Origin of the sequence: Tunturiibacter empetritectus, from assembly GCF_014201375.1 — a bacterium.
In the GTDB taxonomy this organism is placed as follows: Bacteria; Acidobacteriota; Terriglobia; order Terriglobales; family Acidobacteriaceae; genus Edaphobacter; species Edaphobacter lichenicola_D.
On the sequence record NZ_JACHDZ010000002.1, the window covers coordinates 453,053 to 473,629 of the forward strand.

11 protein-coding genes are annotated in these 20,577 nt (G+C 59.4%); 3 read left to right on the plus strand and 8 right to left on the minus strand.

Annotated features, from left to right (window positions below):
* Window positions 1-43: 43 nt before the first annotated feature.
* From HDF10_RS08015 to HDF10_RS08040, 6 genes are all read right to left on the minus strand, one after another.
* Entirely contained in the window at window positions 44-1,576 is a 1,533-nt protein-coding gene (locus HDF10_RS08015) for an MmgE/PrpD family protein (protein WP_183812258.1), read from the minus strand.
* Between the two features lie 88 nt (window positions 1,577-1,664).
* The gene (locus tag HDF10_RS08020; RefSeq protein WP_260177718.1) at window positions 1,665-2,954 is read right to left on the minus strand and encodes a cupin domain-containing protein; all 1,290 of its coding nucleotides are present in this window, start codon (window positions 2,952-2,954) and stop codon (window positions 1,665-1,667) included.
* Window positions 2,951-4,435, minus strand: a complete 1,485-nt coding sequence (locus tag HDF10_RS08025) for an MmgE/PrpD family protein (RefSeq protein ID WP_183812260.1) — start codon at window positions 4,433-4,435, stop codon at window positions 2,951-2,953. Before HDF10_RS08025 ends, HDF10_RS08020 begins: the two co-directional genes overlap by 4 nt.
* Window positions 4,436-4,515: 80 nt before the next feature.
* Complete coding sequence (locus HDF10_RS08030) at window positions 4,516-5,604, minus strand: alpha/beta hydrolase (protein WP_183812262.1); 1,089 nt, start codon at window positions 5,602-5,604, stop codon at window positions 4,516-4,518.
* Entirely contained in the window at window positions 5,588-6,958 is a 1,371-nt protein-coding gene (locus HDF10_RS08035) for a dicarboxylate/amino acid:cation symporter (RefSeq protein ID WP_183812264.1), read from the minus strand. Before HDF10_RS08035 ends, HDF10_RS08030 begins: the two co-directional genes overlap by 17 nt.
* A gap of 69 nt (window positions 6,959-7,027) precedes the next feature.
* Window positions 7,028-10,366 (minus strand): TonB-dependent receptor, encoded by a 3,339-nt coding sequence (locus tag HDF10_RS08040; RefSeq protein WP_183812266.1) that lies wholly within the window; start codon window positions 10,364-10,366, stop codon window positions 7,028-7,030.
* Between the two features lie 159 nt (window positions 10,367-10,525).
* Between HDF10_RS08040 and HDF10_RS08045 the strand changes: the two genes are divergently transcribed.
* Window positions 10,526-12,442, plus strand: a complete 1,917-nt coding sequence (locus tag HDF10_RS08045) for a tetratricopeptide repeat protein (protein ID WP_183812267.1) — start codon at window positions 10,526-10,528, stop codon at window positions 12,440-12,442.
* Between the two features lie 436 nt (window positions 12,443-12,878).
* Here HDF10_RS08045 and HDF10_RS08050 read toward each other — a convergent pair whose 3' ends face one another.
* The gene (locus HDF10_RS08050) at window positions 12,879-13,244 is read right to left on the minus strand and encodes a rhodanese-like domain-containing protein (protein ID WP_311732697.1); all 366 of its coding nucleotides are present in this window, start codon (window positions 13,242-13,244) and stop codon (window positions 12,879-12,881) included.
* A gap of 120 nt (window positions 13,245-13,364) precedes the next feature.
* Here HDF10_RS08050 and HDF10_RS08055 point away from each other — a divergent pair, with 120 nt between their 5' ends.
* Together HDF10_RS08055 and HDF10_RS08060 are read left to right on the plus strand one after the other, a co-directional pair.
* Window positions 13,365-13,712, plus strand: a complete 348-nt coding sequence (locus HDF10_RS08055; protein ID WP_183812271.1) for a PadR family transcriptional regulator — start codon at window positions 13,365-13,367, stop codon at window positions 13,710-13,712.
* Entirely contained in the window at window positions 13,649-16,432 is a 2,784-nt protein-coding gene (locus HDF10_RS08060) for an ABC transporter permease (protein WP_260177719.1), read from the plus strand. Before HDF10_RS08055 ends, HDF10_RS08060 begins: the two co-directional genes overlap by 64 nt.
* A gap of 564 nt (window positions 16,433-16,996) precedes the next feature.
* Here HDF10_RS08060 and HDF10_RS08065 read toward each other — a convergent pair.
* Window positions 16,997-20,428: a TonB-dependent receptor gene (locus HDF10_RS08065; RefSeq protein ID WP_183812273.1), complete on the minus strand. Its 3,432-nt coding sequence runs from the start codon at window positions 20,426-20,428 to the stop codon at window positions 16,997-16,999.
* Window positions 20,429-20,577: the final 149 nt, after the last annotated feature.

Below are 20,577 nucleotides of genomic sequence, written 5' to 3' on the forward strand. Positions count from 1 at the left end.
GCGAACTTGTACGCCTTTTACTCCCTGCGCTTGTGTTCCAATCTCATGACGAGTTCCGAAGCAACCGGCTGAGAGGGTGAATGTCAGTGAATTGTTCGAGCTGGAGGACTGCGGAGATAAGCGCCTTCGAGGACGCAGGCCCGAGGACGGGTTCGATGAGGTCGCGGGACTTGGCGATGATCTCTTCCCGACTCATGGGGTTCTCGGCAGTTCCGCGGACGGCGTCGACGTGCTGGGTGAGGGCGGTGCCATCATTGAGAAGGATCTCGACGGTGGCTTCGCGGGCGGGGAGATGCTTCTCTAGCTCTTCGTCTCCGATCAGAGTGACCTTGGCGCGTTGTCGCAGGATGCCGGGGTCCTTCATGAGAGCGGCGTCATGGGCAGAGCGGAAGGTGAGGGTTCGCAGGACGAGCATAACGGCGACGAGGTGTTGAAGGCAGATGTCGGGGAGGGAGCGGTTGTCGACGATCGAGGCCTCGCGGGTGGCGACTCTTACGGTGACGTGACGGATCTGATCCGGGGTGAAGGGGTGCTGATTGAGAAGGAGCTGAACGGCGTCGAGCGGCGCTTGAATGGGCGAGCCAACGCACCATTTTTTGATATTCGTGCGTGTGATCTCGTAGCGTTCTCCGAGGCCATCGATGAGGCCCTGAGGATTGGCGTGAGGGGCGTAGGCGGCGAAGAAGCTTTCAGGGCCTGAGAGGACGTCGTCGACTCCGCTCCAGCCGGCCTGAACTAGCAAGGCGGAGGTGACTCCATTGCGGGCGGGCATGCCGGCGAAGACGAAGGCCTTTTCGACGTGGAGGGTATCCCGCTGCCACGCGGTGAAGCCGGAGGATTGCTGCGATGCGTAGTCAAGGAGGAGGCGCATCTGGCGGGTGTCGAGGGAGGCGGCACAGCCTGCGGCGGCTGCGGCTCCGAAGCCTTCGGAGGTGGCGTGGGGATCGCGGTGAGTCTCGGTCTGGTAGTTGACTCCACCTAGAGTGACGCCGAGGCGCGGGCCGATGTCGTACCCAAGGGTGACGGCGCGGAGAAAGTGGGAGCCGGAGATGTTGAAATGTTCGCCTGCGGCGAGGGCGGCAGGAACTACGGCGCAGCCGGGGTGGGACTGCGAGGGGGAGTGGGAGTCATCGGTCTCGTCGGAGTGTGCGAGGACTCCGTTGGCCAGGGAGGCTTCGAGCGGACCGCACAGGATGGTAGAGGTGGCGACGGTGGCGACTGGCTTGCCGCCGTAGGATTGTGCGAAGGCAATGGCGGCGCGGCCGGGAGGAAGCTGTGAGCCGGAGATCATGGCGGCGAAGGTGTCGAGGATGTGATCCTTGGTCTGCTCGATGACGGCGGGAGGCAGGGGGCGTGTGGCGGCCTGGGCCATGTAAGCGCTGAGGGTCTGCATGACAGGGCCAATGGGAGCGGAGACGGAGGGCGTTTGCTGTGACTGCGAGGAGAGATAGGAAGGAAGATGCAGAGCGGCACCGGCCAGTACACAGCTTCCCTTTGCGAGCAGATTCCGGCGTGTGAGTTTGGGGCCTGAGTTTGAGGCCTCCATTGGTTTGAACGATATGTGCGGTGCGTCCATTGAGTCTCCGGAATTCAGGCGAATCGCGGTGCGGATGGAGAATCGCAACGGCGAGAATACCTTGCAGAATTGCAATCGTGATGTGCGCCTAGAGGATGGCCAGCTTCTCCGCGGGGATGCGGGTTATGGAAGAGGCATCGAGGTTGAGGTGAGCTGAGACCATCTCTGGGGGAAGACGACGTATCCAGTTATTGAGGGAGAACTCGACGAATTGATCGAGCTTGAACATCTCGAGAAAGATGAGGTCGGAAGAGCCGGTGTTTTCGATGTAGTGACCAGCAGCGGTGGGGACGAAGCCAACGTCGTTAGCGTTGAAGTCCATGGTGCGTGCGCGGCCGCCTGGGGCTATGACGGTCATCCGGCCGGAGCCTGCGATGTAGAACTGCCATTCGGCGGCGGTGGGATGCCAATGGAGCTCGCGCAGGCCTCCGGGTTTGAGGGTTACGATGCCGGCGGCGACGGACTTCGAGGCGGGAAAGTTATGCGAGTCGACGATGCGAACTTCGCCTTGGGGAGACGACTTTGTGGGCGGCATGGATCCGGCGCGGAAGATGTATTGGATGGGCGATTCGACAGAGGGACCGCCTGCGGATTGGCGGTCTCGCTCGAGGGACTGCGGGAGCGCGGCGGGGAAGATGAAGAGTTCGCGTGTGGGCAGCTTCGAGAGCTCGCTGCTGCTAAGGCGGAAGTTCTTCTCGAGAACTTCTGGCGGGGTGTGAGCGACCCACTCGGAGATGGAAAAGGTGTTCTCCTCGGAGAAGAATCCTTCATCGAAGACCAGAAGGAACTCGCAACCGTCGGAGGCGAGGCCCTGGATGGAGTGCGGGAAGCCGGCGGGGAAGAACCAGAGGTCGCCCTTGGAGACATCTTCGATCTGGATGGTCCCGTCGGGGCTGAGGACAGTTACGCGAGCGGAGCCGTAGATCATGTAGGCCCACTCGTCTGCGGTGTGCCAGTGGAGCTCGCGGAAGCTGCCGGAGGTGAGGCGCATGTTGACTCCCGCGAGATCCTTGGAGGGAGGAAGCTCGCGCTGAGTGACCTGGTGTGTCCAGCCACCGTTCTCCAGGCGTTTGTGGTTAAGGTCGAAGGAGTACCAGATCGGGCCGACGTCTCCGCGGTCAGTGCGGGGAGGATTGTTAGAGCTGGGGTTTTCTTTGAGGAGCGGAAGGTTCTCTTGACCCGGATTAGAGCCGGATGGGTTAGGCGAGATGGCGGGCGGCTGTTGGGCGGAGATGCTAGCTCCTCCTAAGGCTGCTGCGGCTAAGACTGCGGAACCAGCCTCCAGGAAGGAGCGGCGTGATAGAGCGTCGGCGGAAGGCCTTTCGTCGTTCTGGTTCGGCATGAATACCTCGTTACGGTGGTGGGTAGGGTTTTTCATGCGAGGGCTCCGAGGCGGGGCAGGTCGCCGGCGTTGGGTTGCGCGGGGAGGTTCCAGGCGAAGGTGAGGAGCTTTTCGATCTGGGCGGGGGGAAGGATTCCAGTGGCGATCTGGGTGAATTTAAAGGAGAGGTCCTTGTCAGTGAGCGGGTTCTGTACGCTGCCTACGGCGTGCTCTACATGCCTGGTGAAGATTTGGCCGCCGGTGGTGGTGATGGTGATGTAAGCCTCGTCCGTTTGAATGGCGGGGTCAACGGCGACAGAGACACGCTCGCGAAGGGCAATGACCTGGGGATCGCGTGCGGCCTCGTCGGTGTACTCCTTCTCCCCTGCAAAGCCGCGGATGAGAGCGACTGCGGCAGAGTGAAAGACGCTGAACTTTGCTTCGAGGCCGGTAGTGGGCGTCTTCTTGCCGGTGAGCTCAAGGACGAGGGAGTTGGCGCGGATGGCGATGGAGCGGATCTCGGCGGCTTTGAGGTTGTGCTCGTTACGGAGCTGGATGACACCGTCGATGATGGGGTGGATGACGATGCCGCAGGCGAATGGCTTGTAGGTGTTTCGGGCGATCTCGTAGTGCTGGCCGAGTCCGTCGAGAAGAGGGGCGTAGTCGTGCTGGCGGGAAGCGGCGAAGATGTAGCCGTCGTGACCTTCGATGCTCTCGTCGGAGCTGGTGAAGTTTTTTGCGGCGAGGAGAGCTGCGAGGAGGCCGTTCTCGGCGGCGCGGCCGATGTTAAGGCTCTTGCACATGCTTCCGAACATGATCTTGAGGCCAGCGGCCTCGGTGGCCGCAATGCCGAGCGCCCACTGCATCTGCTGGGGGTTGAGTCCGAGGATGCGCCCGCAGGCGGCGGCAGCACCGAAGGCCCCGCAGGTTCCTGTGATGTGCCAGCCCATATCGTAGTGGGAGGGGTAGATGGCTTTCCCGAGGCGGCACTCGATCTCGGTACCGAGTATGAAGGCGTGAAGGAGATCGGCTCCGCTGACGGGGCGGCTCTGTGCGAGCGAGAAGAGCGCGCTGGCGACGGGACCTGCGGGATGGATGATGGTTTCGAGGTGCGTGTCGTCGTAGTCGAGTACGTGGGAGCTGATGCCGGTGATGAGGGCGGCGCGGAGCGGATCTAGGGTCTCGGACCGGCCGAAGAGGTGGGCGGCTGAGGTGCCAGTGTAAGGCTGAAGGGTGCTGAGGGCTCGGAGGACGGCCTGCTGGCCAGAGCCTCCGACGGTGACTCCGACCCAGTTGACGACAGAGCGCACGGCTTCCTTGTGGACGTTATCTGGTACGTCGGATGGCTGGCAGGAGACCAGCCAATCGGCGAGGATGCGGGTGGCGGGGGGAGTGGGGGTGGAAAGTTGGACGTCGCTAGTTACTTGCGGCGCGGGTTTCTGCGGAGAGGAGACGAGGGGGATCGCGTTTGCGGAGGCGCCTGCCAAAGCTCCCTGAACGAGGAAGGCACGGCGGGAGAGCAGATTGAAGAGACTCATGGGAAGAGAGTGTGCTCGCTTTCCGAAAGTACACGCAGAGTGCTGCTGCGGACTGCCCTTAGAGGTTAAAGAACAAACAGTTATAAACCGGACGTGGGTGGAGGAGGCTTCTGGTCGAGACGTGGAGGCATGTCGAGGAAGGCTCGCATGGTGTGCCAGAGCTGGCTTCGGTTTGTGCCGAGGGCGACAGAGTGAGCGGCTCCGGGGAGGATGACGAACTCGCGGTCGGGGACGGGAAGGCAGCGAAAGAAGTTCAGCAGATCTTCCTCGGTGGCAATGCCGTCGTACTCGCCGCGAACGATGAGGACTGGAGCGCAGAGTTTCGTGGGGTCGACCAGGGGAAGGTTGGCAGACATGTCGAGGTAGGTTCCGGTTGGGGCGGAGTCACCAAATTTGAGCTCGGCGTCGGCCATGGCTTCGGCGACGGCGGGGTCGGAGGTTCCAGGTTTGTCGCGGGTGAAGATGCTGCGAATGGCGTCTCTGCCGCGGGGCCTGAGGTTGTGGGTGCGGTAGGAGTCGAGCGACTCGGCGCGCTTGGTGAGGGTGGAAGAGCCCTTGCCTGTCCAGGTGAAGGCGGCGAGGACGAGACGACGGACGCTGGCGGGCTGGGCGACGGCGAAGGCTCCAGCGCGGAGTGCGCCGCCGGACTCTCCGTAGAGATGAAAGTTGGGCTGGCCGGTCTCCTGTTCGACGATCAGGCTGGCTGCCTTCAGGTCTTCCACGCCGTCGGCGATGTTCGAGTTGCCAGCGGAGGGGGAGGATCTTCCGTAGCCCTCGAAGTCCATCGTCCAGACATCGAAGCCGAACTCGACGAACTTGTTCATCAGGGAGTATTCGCCGTGGCCGGGAACTTCGAGGTCGAAGGTTGGCCGGGAGGAGACAGAGGAGCCGTGACAGAGGAAGAGGATGGGGCGGGTGGAGTGGCCTGACGAGGCGGGGCCGGAGTTCTTGCGGAAGAGGTAGAGTTTGATGTCTCCCCTGTTGGCCCAATACTCTCGGCTCCACATGGCCGGTTGCGAGATTTGCTGGGCGCTAAGGATGGGAGGGTCTCCCAACAGGGCCAGGGTGCTCGCGAGGGCCACAGAGGAGTTGAGTAGAAAGCTTCGGCGCGAAGGCGTGTTCTCTGGAGCGGTGGAATCTCTGAGCACGGGTTCATCCGATGGGTTCATGTTCTTCACCCTCCGAGATCTGTTGGTCGATGAGCTGTTGGTCCATGATCTGTTGGTCGATGGTGCGGTTCTTCGGCGTGGCGAGAGCCAGGGTGAGTGCGGAACCTTCGATCTCATCCTCCCATGAGGCTACAACGATGGTGCCTACGCCGTTGCCGATCATGTTGACCAGGGCGCGAAAGGTGCTGAGAAAGCGATCGATGCCGAGGATGAGCGCCATGCCTGCAACCGGGATCGTGGGCACGACGATGAGGGTTCCGACGAGCGCGACAAAACCTGCGCCCTGTACACCGCTGGCGCCCTTGGAGGTGAGGATTGCAACAGCAAACAGGCTGAGCTGCTGGCCGATCGTGAGATGGGTGTTCGTGGCCTGAGCTACGAAGAGTGCGGCCATGGTGATGTAGAGACTGCTGCCATCGGTGTTGAAGGTGTAGCCGGTAGGGACAACGAGGCCAACGAGAGCTTTGGAGCAGCCGAGGCGTTCCATCTTCTCCATGAGGCTGGGGAGAGCCGACTCTGAAGAGCTGGTGCCGAGTACGAGAAGAATCTCTTCCTTGATGTAGCGCAGGAACCGGAAGATGTTGAAGCCTGCCAACCATGAGACAGCGCCGAGGACGATGAAGACGAAGAAGGCACAGGTGAGATAGAAGGTGACGATGAGCTTGAGCAGGGGCCCGAGGGACATGACACCGTAGCGGCCCACGGTAAACGCCATCGCTCCGAACGCGCCGATGGGAGCGAGGCGCATAAAGAGATTGACGATGGTGAAGATGGCTTGTGTAAGCACCTCGAGCAGGCGGAGGAGAGGCTCGGCACGACTGTGCATCATGGCGAGGGCAACACCTAAGAGGACAGAGATGAAGACGACCTGCAGTATGTCCCCGCGGGCGAAGGCATCCACCATGGTGGTGGGGATGATGTGTAGCAAGAATTGTGTAGTGTTTTGTGCCTTGGCGGCACCTGAATATTCAGCTACGGCCTTCGCGTCGAGGGTGGCCGGATTGACGTTCAATCCGATGCCTGGGTGGGCGAGATTTCCTGCAACCAAGCCGATGAGAAGCGCAAGAGTGGAGACGATCTCGAAGTAGAGCAGGGCCTTGCCTCCGACGCGCCCTACCTTCTTCATATCCTGCATGCCAGCGATGCCGGTGACGACAGTGCAGAAGATCACCACGGTGATGACCATGGCGATGAGTTTGATGAAACCGTCTCCGAGCGGCTTCATGGCGATGGCGGTCTGCGGTGCGAAGCGGCCCAGAGCGACCCCTAGAACGATCGCCACAGTGACCTGCACGGAGAGGCTCTGGTAGAAGGGCTTGCGCAGCGGAACGTCTGGAGCGATCTCTGTTCTCATGGTCAGTTCCTTGGGGCCATGTTCCAGGCCTGTGTGCTGCTCGGGATGCAGGCGAGAGGTTTGGACAGATCAAAAGGTCAGCTTGACCGCTAACTGGATTTGCCTGGAGGTAAGGGTTGTCTGGTCGATGAGACCGGCGGAGGGAACGCCGTTTCCTGACCCATCGTAGATTTGGAAGTGGTCGGTGGGCGCTGCGAAGTCGGCGTGGTTCATGAGGTTGAAGATCTCGGCGCGAAGCTGGAGGTTGGCGCCTTTGCCGAACCTCTCGATGGGCGTGTTCTTGTAGAGAGAGAAGTCGAAGTTGATGCTTCTGGGGCCGGTAAGCTCGTTTCTTCCGGCGTTCCCCATGCGATTGACGGGGTCGGGGAAGGCAAAGCATTTGAGATTGATGAACCCGTTTGGATCTCCAGTGGTGAGACTTTTGCCGCAGCCTTTGATTCGGTCGGGAAAGTCGAAGGGGATGGCGGCGTTGGTTCCGAGGGGATCTCCGCCGATGGTGACGCTGAAGGGAGCTCCGCTGGCTGCGCTGAAGATGCCGCCGGTCTGCCAGCCGTTAATGGCCCATCCGGCGATGCCATGCCGCGATTGGTCTCCGGGGAGGTTCCAGATCGCGTTGATGGTGAGGTTCTGGCCGACGTTTGTGTCGCAGGGGCCGCGATGGGTGGCGGGCGCGATGTATAGGTCGACATTGAGTGAGTTTCTGTACTGATCGGAGGCAGCCGAGCCGGAGCTGGTATCGATGCAGCGGGACCAGGTATAGGAGAGCTGGCCCTGGAGGCCATGCCAGGGAGACTGAGTGATCTGGGTCTCCAGCCCGTGGAAGGAGGAGCTACCGTTCCAGCGTGCATCGAGGGTTTGGCCTACGAGAGGATCGACGACGATTCCGCTGCCGATGGGAGTAGGCCAGTAAAAGCTCTTTCCGTCCGGAGTGGTGGGGAGGACGATGTTGGCGTCGTCGGTCTGGTACCAGTTATGGACACCGCGGGAGCCGACGTAGCCGACGAGCAAGGTGGTGTCTTTGGCGATGGCGCGCTGGACGTTGAGATTCCACATCATAATGTAGTTGCGCGGCGGATTGTACTGAAGGACATAGAAGTTGCGGTTCGCGGGGTTGTTGGCGACGATCTGGTAGGCGGTGGTGGGAAATGCTCCAGCGGGAAGGACGCCGGTGCTGGCGTCCTGGGCAAAGGGGTAGGCCGCGTCAACGCCGCTGCCCATTTCGACGATGTAAGGAAGCACGTCGTAGATGCCGAAGGCTCCGCGGATAGAGGTGTTGCCATCGTGGAAGGGATCCCAGGCGAAGCCTACCTTGGGCTGAAAGTTTTTGAAGGTTGGGTTCTTGATGTAGGGGTTGCCGAGGTAGGGAGTGTCGCCTTGCAGGATGCGAAGGTTGGAGAGCTTGCCATTGATCTCGTAGGGGACAGAGGCAGTCTCATAGCGGAGGCCAAGATTGAGGGTGAGGTTTGGGGTCAGACGGAGGTCGTCCTGTACGTAGGCGCCGAAGATGGTCTGCCGCAAATTGCGCGGAGTGAGGGTAGAGGGCAGTGTGGTGATAAAAGACTGTGGCTGATTGGTGATGAAGTCATCGAGAGAGGGGAAGGAGAAGTTGCCTCCGGGAGCATCGGAGCTTTCCTGATTGTCCTGGATGCGCTCAATGCTGACGCCGAAGGTGACGTTATTCTTGCCGGCGGTGTGGGAGACGTCGTCATAGCCCTGGAAGGAGTTCCATCGGAAGAGCAGCGGGCTGGCGGCGCTGACGCCTCCGGTGAAGGTAGTGAGGCCGGGGACCTGGACGATTCCAGCGCTGTCTCCGGGTTGAAAGCCGAACTGCGGATCGGCCGCGGCGGGCTTGATGGCGGAAGCGGCGTAAGGGGAACCGGCGTTGTCACGGCTGAAGCCAGCGTGGAAGGTGTTTACTGTGGTGGAGGAGAGGATGTGGGTCTCGAGGATGGAGACCGCCTGGCGAACGGTTTTACTGAGGGTGAGGACGTTGTTGAAGGCATCCGGCTGCTGGCTTGGTGAGTTGTCATACATGTAGACGACGGCGGCGCTGTCCTTCTGAGAAAAGGTGCGGTCGACTTTGATAGTGAAGTAGTTCTCGCTGGTGACCTGATAGGCAGGGAAGGTGTAGGTACCGGTGTCTCCCTGGGTAGTCCCGGTGTTCGGTAAGGGGATAAAGGCGTTCAAGAAGGTGACGATGGCGGGGTCGGGGGTTACCTGCATGGTGGAGGCGCAGGGGTTTGAGCCGTCGGCTGAGGGGACGCAGAGGGTTCCGACGCGAGCAGCTGGAGAGGGGACGGTGTCGATGTAGGAGACGCCCAGATTCTGGCGGACGCCTTCATAGTCGCCGAAGATGAAGGTCTTCTCCTTTTGAATGGGTCCACCGAAGGAGGCTCCGAACTGGTTGCGGCTGAAGTCCGGCTTCTGGACGGGATCGAAGTAGTTGCGGGCGTCGAGGGCGGCGTTGCGGGCGAACTCGTAGGCGCTTCCATGGAAAGCGTTAGCTCCCGAGCGAGTGACGGCGCTGATGACTCCAGCCGCAGTACGGCCATACTGCGCCGTGGGATTCGTAGTGACGACGGTGAACTCCTGCAGTGCGTCCACTCCGATGTTCCCTCCGAGCACACTTCCGGGACCGGCGTTGGAGTAGTCGTTGATGTTGATTCCGTCAAGGAGGTAGCTGTTCTGCTGGGGACGCCCGCCGGCGATGCTGAGTTGACCGCCGAGTCCTCGCTTCATGCGGTCGGGCGCGCTGACGGGAGGCTGGGTCTGGATGACGGTCACGCCCGGTGAGAGGGAGGCAAGGTCGGTCCAAGAGCGGCCATTGAGGGGAAGCTCACGCATCTCGTGGCCGCTGACGGCGTTGCTAAGCTGCGAGCTGGTTACGTCAACCGAGGCTGGGCTCTCTGTTACGACAACCTCCTGTGTGATACTGCCGACCTTGAGCGCGAAGTTGATGAGGGAGGCTTCCCCGACAGTCAGAACGACACCCTTGCGTGTTTCTCCGGCGAATCCCGGGGCGGAGACTTTGATGATGTAGTTGCCGGGAGTCAGAGCGGGCGCGTTGTAGTTGCCGTCATCGTTGGCGGTGATGGTTCGGCTGATTCGGGTGTCGACGTTGGTGATGACGACCTGAGCTTTGGGAATCTTGGCTCCGGTGGCGTCCTCGACAGTTCCGGAGAGGTTTGCGCGGCTGGTCTGTGCGTAGGAAGTGCCGACCGCGAACGCGAGAAGCAGAGCCAACAGGAAGAACGCTCCAGAGCGCGTGGCGAGTCTACGGATTACCGGTCTCTTCAGCAGGCGTGGAAGCAGTCCGTAAATCAACTCGGGGACATCAATGGCGACTGGGACTTGGTTGAAGGGGCTGATCTTCACCGGCTCGTTGGGGCGATGGGCTGCGTCATGCATGGCCGCTCCTCTTTTACGTCTCGACTTGCGTAGTTCGCTGTGCCTATAATCTCGGGCCTACGAAGAACTCCCGTGATGAGGTACCTGTCACCGTAGATTGAGAGCCGATGAAAGTCTTTTGAGAAGTGCGAAAAAAAGATAAAGGAATTATTAAGCTCGATGTCCCATACGGTCAGCCACTTATACGAATTTGGAAACTTCAGCCTGGACCCGGTTCAGAGGCTCCTTCTTCGCCAGGGCAGACCTGTTTCTGTAACTCCGAAGGCGTTTGACCTGCTTGTGCTGATGGTGGAGAACAATGGTCAGCTGCTGGTGAAAGAAAAACTGATGGACGCTCTGTGGCCGAGAGTGTCGGTCGAGGAGGGTAATCTGGCGGTCACAGTCTCGCATCTGAGGAAGATTCTGGGCGACGATCGCGGGAAGCATGTCTATATTGAGACCGTCTCGAAGCAGGGGTATCGGTTTGTGGCCCAGGTGGTGGAGGGGCCCGAGGCTCCGCTGGAATCCATCCACTTGCACCCAAAACACATGGAGGAGGAGCCGGTGGTGATTGCGCCGGTTGAATATACGGCTTTGGCAAGGCTGGGGGCTGGGTGGAAGTGGATGGCCGGTCCGGCCATCGCGCTCGCCGGTCTATTGGCTATCGCCGGCTGGTGGCTGGCAAGCAGGCATGTGGCTACCGCTTCGGCAAATGGCCGTCCGATCAAGTCACTGGCGGTACTGCCCTTTGCGACGATGGGGAGCGCGGGTTCTGATGAGTATCTGGGTCTGGGAACGGCCGACGCGCTGATCACGAGACTGTCGAATACAGGGAAGATTCTGGTCCGGCCAACAAGTGCGATCGAGAAGTACAGGAACAGCTCGATCAGCGTGCAGGGCGCAGGAAAGGAGCAGCAGGTAGACGCGATCATCAATGGGAGGATTCAGCGCGAGGGGAATCGCGTGCGTATGACGGTCCAGATGGTGAGGGTAGCAGATGGAGCGCAGTTGTGGGCACAGGCGTTCGATGAGGAGTTCACCAATATCTTCAGCCTGGAGGATGAGGTGTCGGAGCGAGTCGCACATTCCATTCGTCTGCAGCTGAACAACAAGGAAGAGAAGAGGTTTACGAAGAGGCCCACGGAGAACCAGGAGGCTTACAGCGCGTTCGTTAAGGGCAGGTACTACTGGAACAAGCGGACGAATGAAGGGATGATGAAAGGGCTGGAGTTCTTCCGCGAGGCGATACGGATGGATCCGAACTTCGCTGAAGCGTATGAAGGAGTGGCCGACTCTTATGCCGCGCTGGGACTGTATGCGGCGATTCCTCCTCAAGAGGCGTTTCCGGCGGCACGGGATGCAGCGAACAAGGCTCTCCAGATGAATGAAGACCTGGCCGACGCGCATGCGACTCTAGGATTGATTGACTTCTATTTCGACTGGAATGGCCCCGCAGCGCAGAACGAGTTTCAGCGCGCCTTCGATGTAAATCCCAACTATGCGATGGCGCACTCGTGGAATGCTGAAAACCTGGCGGCGATGGGGCGCTTTCCGGAGGCGCTGGAGGAGGCACGGCGCGCGGTGGAGGAGGACCCCCTGTCGTTGAGTGTGAACAGCAACGCGGGATGGACGTTCTGCCTGGCCGGTCATTATGAAGAGGCTATCCAGACCCTGAACAAGGCGATCGACATCGACCCGAGCTTTCCGCGTACTCACTTTCGCCTCGGCGATGTTTACGAAACAAGGGGTTTGTACGACCAGGCAATCACAGAGTTCACCCATGCCGTGCAACTCTCGGGAGGTGACGTCTACTACACCGCAGGCCTGGGGCATGCCTACGCGATGGCCGGTAGGACTAGCGATGCGCACCAGATTCTCGTCTCTCTACTGAATAAATCCGCTCACCAATACGTTCCCGCGTTTGCGGTGGCGATGGTCTACGCCGGACTGAAGGAGGATGGTCAGGCTCTGAATTGGCTGGAAAAGACCTCCGCTGACCATTCCACGTCCATGGCATACGTGAAGGTGGACCCTACGTTAAATGGGCTGCGTTCCGACCCGAGATTTGACGAGCTCTTGCAGCGCGTGAAGTTTTAGACCTGGCAGTTGCTTGGACCGAGGACATTGCGTTGGTACGTCTCGGCGAGTTCCTTCGTAACCCGCCGCGAACTCGAGCTGATTTGTTGATTCATCAACACGGCGGGAACTCCGGCTGAAGCAGAAGGACGTAGCAAATGGTCTATTCGATCTGGATTTTTGTGGTGCTGGCACTTTATCCCTGTATGCATGGTTTAGCGGTCTTAAGGATCGGCACTGCAGTTGGTAGCAAGCTTACCTATAGGCACTTCGACGAGTGCAAAGGCTAACTACATATCGCATAGTACGTATTTTACTTCTTCCGATCGGATACCTGCTTGTTCCAATGAAAATTCTTGATCTACGCCGAGATCGCTAAGTTGACCTGGCTATTCGTGTCAGTGGCCATGCGAACAAAGTTCAGAAACTGAGCATGCCGCTCATTGGCAGGACCGGCCTAGGAAGCGTTGCTTGGCGGCACAATCGGCAGACTCGTTGCGTGCCATGCATGAAATCCACCAACCATGTCCGTCGCGCGCCAGAGTCCTAGATCCTGCAGAGCGGCAGCCGCGAGGCTTGAGGTGTAGCCTTCGGAACAGAACACGATCACCTGAATGTCATGATCGGTCGCGACCGGCAGCCGCGCGCCGGAGGCCGGGTCGAATCGCCACTCGAGCACGTTACGTTCGACAACTAACGCGCCCGCAATACTGCCCTCGATCGCGCGCTGACCCTCGGGACGAATATCGACGAGTGTCGCCTCAGTTGTGGCCACCGCATCGTATGCCTGCGGGTTGCTGTTTTCCGCCTCGGCATGCGCCACTCCGGCGGTTTCCCGACAGCTCTTCTGGATTTGTCGTCGAATAGAAGCCCAAAATGTCCTGTTGCTTTCCAAAAGGAAGTGTGGCATTATTCCTTTTGGAAACCTAAAGGTCAACTCACCATGAAGGAAAAGCCCGACGTCTTGCAAGGTACGCTCGCGCTGATGGTCCTCAAGACACTCGATGTCCTGGGACCGCAGCACGGCTGGGGAATTGCCCGGCGCATCGAGCAGATAAGCGGAGACCTTCTGGCTGTCAACCAGGGCACGCTTTATCCCTTGCTGCTCAAGCTCGAGCATGAAGGCTCGATTGCGTCCGAGTGGGGCGCATCGGAAAACAACCGCCGCGCGCGCTTCTATCGGCTTACCGGGACCGGCCGCAAGCAACTCCAGGCGGAGACCCGCGAATGGGAGCAAACCGCGGCGATCATCGCGCGCTTTTTCAAAGTCAAGGCGGAGGATTTAACTTGACATTCCTGCGACGCTTCTTCATACGCCTTTCGCATCTCGCCACAGGGTGGAGTGCCGACCAACGCCTGCAGGATGAAATCGCCGAACATCTAGCGTTCCAGACAGAGGAGAATCTGCGCGCCGGAATGTCGCCCGCCGAGGCGCGGCGGCAGGCCACGCTCAAGCTCGGCGCGGCTCAGGCGATTCGCGAACACCACCACGCCGAGCACAGCATTCCGCTTATCGAGAATCTGCTCTTCGACCTGCGGTATGCGGTTCGCATGCTTCTGAGATCTCCTGGATTCTCTTTCATTGCGATCGCCACAATGGCGCTGGGCATCGGAGCCACCACCGCGATCTATAGCGTCATCGACGCCACGCTGCTGCACCCTTTGCCGTACCCAAGCCCCGCCCAGTTGGTGCGCGTTGTGGACGACCTTCCCGGCGTAGGCGCGCAGGGCGTCGGCATCTCCGTCCCTGAGTGGAGAGACCTCGAGAGTTCCGGAATATTCCAGTCCGCGGCGATAACAGGCACTGGCGCAAACGTGAACCTCACCGGCAGTGCGCAGCCCCTGCGTCTCAGCTTCAAGCAAGTTACGCCGAATTACTTCGCGGTGCTCGGTGTAGCCGCGCAGTTGGGCCGCACATTCGATCCGCACGATGCCACTCCCGGCTACAACCTGGAGGTCGTGATCAGCGACGGGCTGTGGAGGAGGGAGTTCGGAGCCGACGCGCACATTCTCGGCAAAGCTCTGCGCCTCGACAACGACCTGTATCACGTCGTGGGCGTTATGCCGCGCGGTTTTCGCGATCAGGGCTCAACCAGCGACGAGCAGAATGTGGAACTGTGGCTGGGAGCCGGCTTTGCCGGTGTGCCGTTTCCGCCCCCGCAGCGCGATTCGCGTCTGCGGAGTCGAGCGGTCCTCGCGCGCCTGAGGCCCGGTCTCTCGGTTGCGGCCGCGCAGGGGCGCCTCGATGCGCTGGTTGCATCGCTGAAAAAGCAATATCCTGCGGAGTATCCGGCACAGACCGCATGGACCGTGCGCCTGATTCCGCTCAGCGAAAGCGTGGTCGGCAGCGTTCGTCAATCTCTCATTCTGCTGTTCGGTGCGGTAGGATTGGTCCTCCTGATCAGTTGCGTCAACGTCGCCAATCTCCTGCTCGCCAGGGCTAGTTTGCGAGGTCGTGAGATCGCGGTCCGTCAGGCTCTGGGAGCGCAGAGAACGCGCCTCATCCGCCAGTTCCTCGCCGAAAGTCTGCTGCTCTTCCTGCTTGGCGGAATCGCTGGTATCGGCATTCTCTTCGGCACCGGGCATTTCCTGCTGCGGCTTATTCCGGAGAGCCTCCCGCACCTGAACGACATATCGATCAACTGGGGCGTGCTGGCGTTCGCTCTCGCCGTCTCTGTCGCAGCCGGAACCGTCTTTGGGCTTGCTCCCGCGTGGCTCATGAGCCGCTTTGATTTGATCGGTACTCTTCGGCAGGAAGGACGCGGCTCCAGCGGCTCACGGGAACGCTCGCGCGCCCGCCAGATACTGGTCACCAGTGAATTGGCGCTCTCGCTCGTGCTCATGGTCGCCTCAGGCCTTCTGCTGCGCAGTTTTTGGGACTTGTTCCAGGTGCAGCCCGGTTTCAATCCTGACCGCGTCATGGCCATTCAAACCTGGCTGCCTGGGCCCAACGATCCCACGATGGACCCCTATCGAACCGCCACGCAGGAAGCGGTCTTGCTGCGCGAGATTCTTCGCCGCAGCCGAACTCTGCCGGGCGTAGAAGAAGCGGCCATCGGCGACGAGGCCGCTCTTCCCCTGGGCCACAGCCAGCCCACCAGGCTGCCATTGATCCGCGAAGGCATCGAGACGATGGACAATCAGGCTCCTGTGATCGATAGTCCCATCGTTTCGCCCGAATACTTCCACCTGTTGGGCATGCCGCTGTTGCGCGGACGCCTTTTCCACGACCAGGACCTTGAGGATACGCCTCAGGTTGCGGTCATCAATCAGGCCGCGGCTCGCACCTACTGGCCAAACCAGGACCCGCTTGGCAAACGCGTCCGTTTGCACTTGGATACCCGCGGGCTGGTGAGCTCTGCCAAGCCAGCCTGGACCACGATCGTCGGCGTGATTGCGGATGCCCGTACGGAATCGTTGGCGGACGCAGTAATTCCGCAGATCTACCGCAGCTTATACCAGCGCCCTTCCAAAGACCTGGCCATTTTCCTTCGTGGACAACTCGATCCCGGCGCCATCTCCGCACAAGTGCGTGAGCAGATCCAATCCGTCGACCCGGGACTTCCCGTCTTCCATGCAGAGACCCTGGATGAAGTCCTCTCGGACTCGCTTTCCGTTAGGCGATTCTCGATGGAAATTGTCGCGTTCTTCGCGGCCACTGCCTTGCTGTTGGCCGGGCTTGGAATCTACGGGACTATTTCCTATGTTGTGAATGAACAAAGACGTGAGATCGCCGTTCGCCTCGCGCTGGGGGCTCAAAGAGGCAATATCCTCAAGATGGTCCTGCGCAGGGGCGTCGGTCTGGCCGCCGCTGGCGCCGGGCTGGGTGTGGCCGGTGCGCTCATCGTCTCTCATCTCATGGCCGGTCTGCTCTACGGCGTGTCGCCTACCGATCTGACCACGTTCGCTGGCGTCACCCTTGTACTTACCACTCTCGCGCTTGCCGCCAGCTATATCCCGGCGCTGCGCGCCATGCGCCTCGATCCAATCACGACTCTCCACTCCGAATGACTTCTTGGCACTGCTCGAAACTTGTCTTCGCAAGTTGTGGCCATCCCAATCACCCCCCTCGGGATGCTGATGAATTCATCCCACTCCGGGTTCCAGAGGATATGTCCCAAAAACGCCGTTCACTCCACTGTGCGAGTTCCAATAATTCCGATCCGTTTGAGACCGCGAGTTTCGATGGCCCGGCTACTTCCGCGATCATATCAACGACGGGAAGCGGGGATATGGCCTTGAAGTCGTCGATACAGTAATGCGGCTCGGTAATTGGCTGACGGCAGATCAGGGTAAAAAGCTCCTAACCGTCCCTTCCACGAAACCGTCCGGGACAAACGGGATTACGCGATTCTGTCGCTTCTCCTCGGCTGTGGCCTTCGCAGAGCAGACCCAAACCTTGTGCTGCGATGTCTGTGAGTCGGATGCTATGCGCCGGCACTGGATCTCGTGATTTAAACGATATGGCGAAATGTTGAACACTTCTGACCGTGAAAACCTTACCAGACGACCTCATGTATCAGCATCGTCACTGACAATCTGAATTCGTCACCAGTGTCGTTGTTGGGTTTGGGCCTAGAAGAGGATCTTCAAGGCGAATTCAACATTGAGAGGCTCGCCCGGCCCGATGGTGGGGTTGCCGAGATAGGGTCCAAGCGTGGAGCCGATTGCCCCGACCTGACCAGTCGATGGAAAACCTACCGGTGCCAGATTTGTGGTGTTGAACAGATTGTAGATATTTGCCTTGAACTGAGCTCTTACTCTTTCGGTGATCGCTGTCGTCTTGATGACAGAGAGGTCGACCGCCTTATAGCCGGGATTGTAGTTCTGTCCGCGGCGTGTTGGGGAGTAGGTTGCGGGCGCGGGGTCAACAAAGGCATCGGGATTGAACCATTGAACCGAGCCGTCGACGATGGCGTGGGAGACGCCGGCGGTGGGATTAGCAATCACCTGTACCGCCCGGTCCGCAAACTCCCCGTTTCCGCTGACATTCGAACTAGCAGTGACGGTGTAAGGTGTGCCGCCGTGGAAGGAGAATCCGGAGTTCAACTCCCAGCCGTGAGTAAGCCGCTCTGGCCCGCGGAAGGTTGGGATTGCGTAGTTGAAGTACCCTGTGAAGGTGTTGCGAACGTCGAAGTCGGAGTTTCCGTACTCTCCTTTTTCATTGGTGGGGTCTTGCGGGACATAAGGCAGAGCGCCTGTCTCATAGTCGAGCGAATGCGACCAGGTGTAGGCCAACTGCGCGGTTAGACCGTGCCATCCCTGGAGGCGCAGGCTTGACTGAAGCGAGTGATAGATGGAGCCAAGGTTGCTGCGAGCTTCGTCGATCACGCCGAATGCTGGAAACTGGACATTGTAGGGGCGGGTAAGTTGCTGGGGATTGACACTGCAAGAACCTCCGGGAAGGACATCGGGGGGTGGGCAAGGGTTATAGGCACTTCCCAGAGCGGCGGCGTTGATGTCGAACAAGCCCATAAGATGAGTTCCCTTTGAGCCAACGTAACCTATCTGTGCAATGACTGAGTTTGTGAGGCTGCGCTGAATATTCAGATCAAATATCTGCACATTGGCGGGCTTGAAGTTCTTGTCAAAGGTGGAGATGCTGATGCTACCCGGCGCAGCATCGGCAAGGATGCTTGAGGGATTGAAAGCAGGAAAGATGTCAACTCCTGACTGAACCACCTGGTTGAGACCCTGTGCGTTCACGACTTGATCACTGCCTGCTGGATTCTGGCCTGGCCCGAAGACGGCGATGTTCTGCGCGCCGTTATTCTGCAAGATCGATTTCATATAGACGGAGTCGTAGTAAAAGCCGTAGCCACCGTGAAGAACGGTTCTGCCGGTGCTATCCAGTTGATAGGCAAACCCGAGTCGCGGGCTTAAACCGCTCCAGAATTTGGGATAGACGTTTGCCACGTCCTGCCCTGCGACGGAAAGACCGGTTGCGCTCGATGGGTCGAAGATCGAGAGGTTGGGGTAGTCAGAGTGCACAGGACCTTCATAGTCGTAGCGCAAACCGTAGTTGAAGTTGAAGCGTTTTGTGATTTGCCAGGCATCCTGACCGTAGAGGGCAAACGTGTTCACGAAAACCTGACGCTTCGGATTGCCCTGAACGATGCTCGAAGACGTTGGATTCAAGCATCCCGCCAGAAAGTCTGCAAGGAAAAGGACGTTGGATGACGTGTTCAGATTATCTCCGGGAGCTACTCCAAGGTTCGTTGTAGCTAATGCAGAGCACGGTGTCTGCGCCACTCCCTCGACAAAGTTTGTCGCGTAGTTCCATGGGCCCTGAGAGCCGTCGAAGTAGATGGTTCCGCGCTGCCCGGTCTGATAGAAGTCGTCAACCTGAGCTTGGCGGATCTCACCGCCGAAATGGAGCTGATGCGCCCCTTTGGTCCAGGTTAAATCGTCGTCAAGGTGGCCGGTGATGTCATTCCTTCCCGAAGGCGCAGTGACACCGGTCGGATCGAATCCGGTGTTGCCAGCGGAAAGGCCATTACTGCTGCTGGTAGGACCGATGACCAGGTGGGGGGAGCCCGGCAGAGCCGGATCGGTGACACCTGTGTTGAGGCCGAGGCCGATAGGATCGAACCCTGTATCGGCATCGCCAAACACCTGGTTGAAATAGCTGACTCCCGCAGAGAGCTGATTGGCCATCGAAGTGGTAATAATGCGGTTGTAGATCAAAGAGTAGTTTTGAACGTGGATGGGTGCGTTCTCGAAGTACGGTGTCAGGTCGGAGGAGGTTGGCGCGGTCTGCGTGCCTTGACCCACGTACCACCTGGCGGAGAGATGATCTTTGTCGGAGAGCTTGTAATCCAACTTGATTACGCCGTTGAAACTATGCCCGGTAAGATTGCCTGAGGCCTGGTAGTTTTCCGGATTGGCAGGTCCGGTGAGTGCAGCGGCTGGCCAGAGACCCCGGAGTGTGCCGCTTCCATTCAGCAAATTTGCCGACACGGTGTTGTGGGGTACGCCGTAATAATCGAGGAGCGCATAGGCAGCGCTCTGATAGGCAGCTGATGGTTCGGTGGCGTGATTTTCAGCGCCGATCAAAAAGTTCTGATGTTCACCGGACAGGAAGAAGAAGAACTTGTCCCTGAGAATCGGGCCGCCAACTGAGAAGCCGTAGTTTTGATTCCGCGATGCAGCCTTGTTGGTTAAGAAGGGATTCTGCCGCTCAAAGAACTCGTTATGGTTGAAGTAGTAGGCCGTGCCATGAAGCTGGTTGGTGCCGGATTTGATGGTGAGGTTTGCTGTTCCGCCCGGATTGCGCCCAAGCTCGGTCGCTCCCGTGGTGACAAAGGAGAAGTTTTCAATGGCATCGATGGGGAAGATCACGCCCGCTATCGCAGAGACTCCGCCCTGGTTGACTGCGGGAATGTTCCACCAAAGATCATTGTTGTCCGTGCCTTCGATCTGCCAATTTACCGCGTTGGACCTGGTTCCGTTCACACTGGCATAAAGCGCGCCGCCGCCAGTGGACAGTCCAGCAAATCCTGTGGTTTGAGCGAGCATTTGCGTGAAGTCGCGCCCGCTATTGGGCAGATTCTGCACAACCGTTTCCGGAAGAACTGTAGCCTGCACATCCGTCTCAGTATCGAGCGCCAATGCGGCAGCTGTCACCTCCACCGTCTGGCCAGTTGTAGAGAGGGTCAGCTTCGCGGAGAGGGTGTAACTCGGGCCGGCAACGACCTGCACCTTGTCGTACTTCGTGGTCGCGAAACCGGCAGAACTGATGGTGACGGTGTAGCTGCCCAAAGGCAGATTCGAAAAGTTGAATTCGCCCGAGCTTGAGGACACGGTGTTGTAGGTAAGACTCGTAGCTGTGTCTACGGCAGACACAGCTGCACCGACGACGGCCGCGTCGGTGGTGTCGGTGACGGTGCCGCTAATGCCACCGCGGTAGATCTGGGCGTTGAGCGAAGGCAGGGATGTGATGGTGAGGGAGATGAGGGCGAGGCTGTAGAGAACAGCCTGCAGGAGACGCGTTCCTAGTCGTTTCATATGACCTCCAAAGGAAAGCAAAGGATTCGCTGGTCGTCTTGAAGGCTTCTTATACTGAACGAAAAGATGCCAGCTTCGTGGCGGTAGGCTGCGGTGCTTCAATGTATTCCAAAAACCGAACGGCTAGTAGAAGTGTTGCGCATCAAAGT

Coding starts and splice junctions, on each gene's coding strand:
- HDF10_RS08045 (WP_183812267.1), top strand. CDS start 10,526: ATGTCCCATACGGTCAGCCACTTATACGAATTTGGAAACTTCAGCCTG.
- HDF10_RS08025 (WP_183812260.1), bottom strand. CDS start 4,435: ATGAGTCTCTTCAATCTGCTCTCCCGCCGTGCCTTCCTCGTTCAGGGA.
- HDF10_RS08035 (WP_183812264.1), bottom strand. CDS start 6,958: ATGAGAACAGAGATCGCTCCAGACGTTCCGCTGCGCAAGCCCTTCTAC.
- HDF10_RS08020 (WP_260177718.1), bottom strand. CDS start 2,954: ATGAAAAACCCTACCCACCACCGTAACGAGGTATTCATGCCGAACCAG.
- HDF10_RS08030 (WP_183812262.1), bottom strand. CDS start 5,604: ATGAACCCATCGGATGAACCCGTGCTCAGAGATTCCACCGCTCCAGAG.
- HDF10_RS08065 (WP_183812273.1), bottom strand. CDS start 20,428: ATGAAACGACTAGGAACGCGTCTCCTGCAGGCTGTTCTCTACAGCCTC.
- HDF10_RS08055 (WP_183812271.1), top strand. CDS start 13,365: ATGAAGGAAAAGCCCGACGTCTTGCAAGGTACGCTCGCGCTGATGGTC.
- HDF10_RS08060 (WP_260177719.1), top strand. CDS start 13,649: ATGGGAGCAAACCGCGGCGATCATCGCGCGCTTTTTCAAAGTCAAGGC.
- HDF10_RS08015 (WP_183812258.1), bottom strand. CDS start 1,576: ATGGACGCACCGCACATATCGTTCAAACCAATGGAGGCCTCAAACTCA.
- HDF10_RS08040 (WP_183812266.1), bottom strand. CDS start 10,366: ATGCATGACGCAGCCCATCGCCCCAACGAGCCGGTGAAGATCAGCCCC.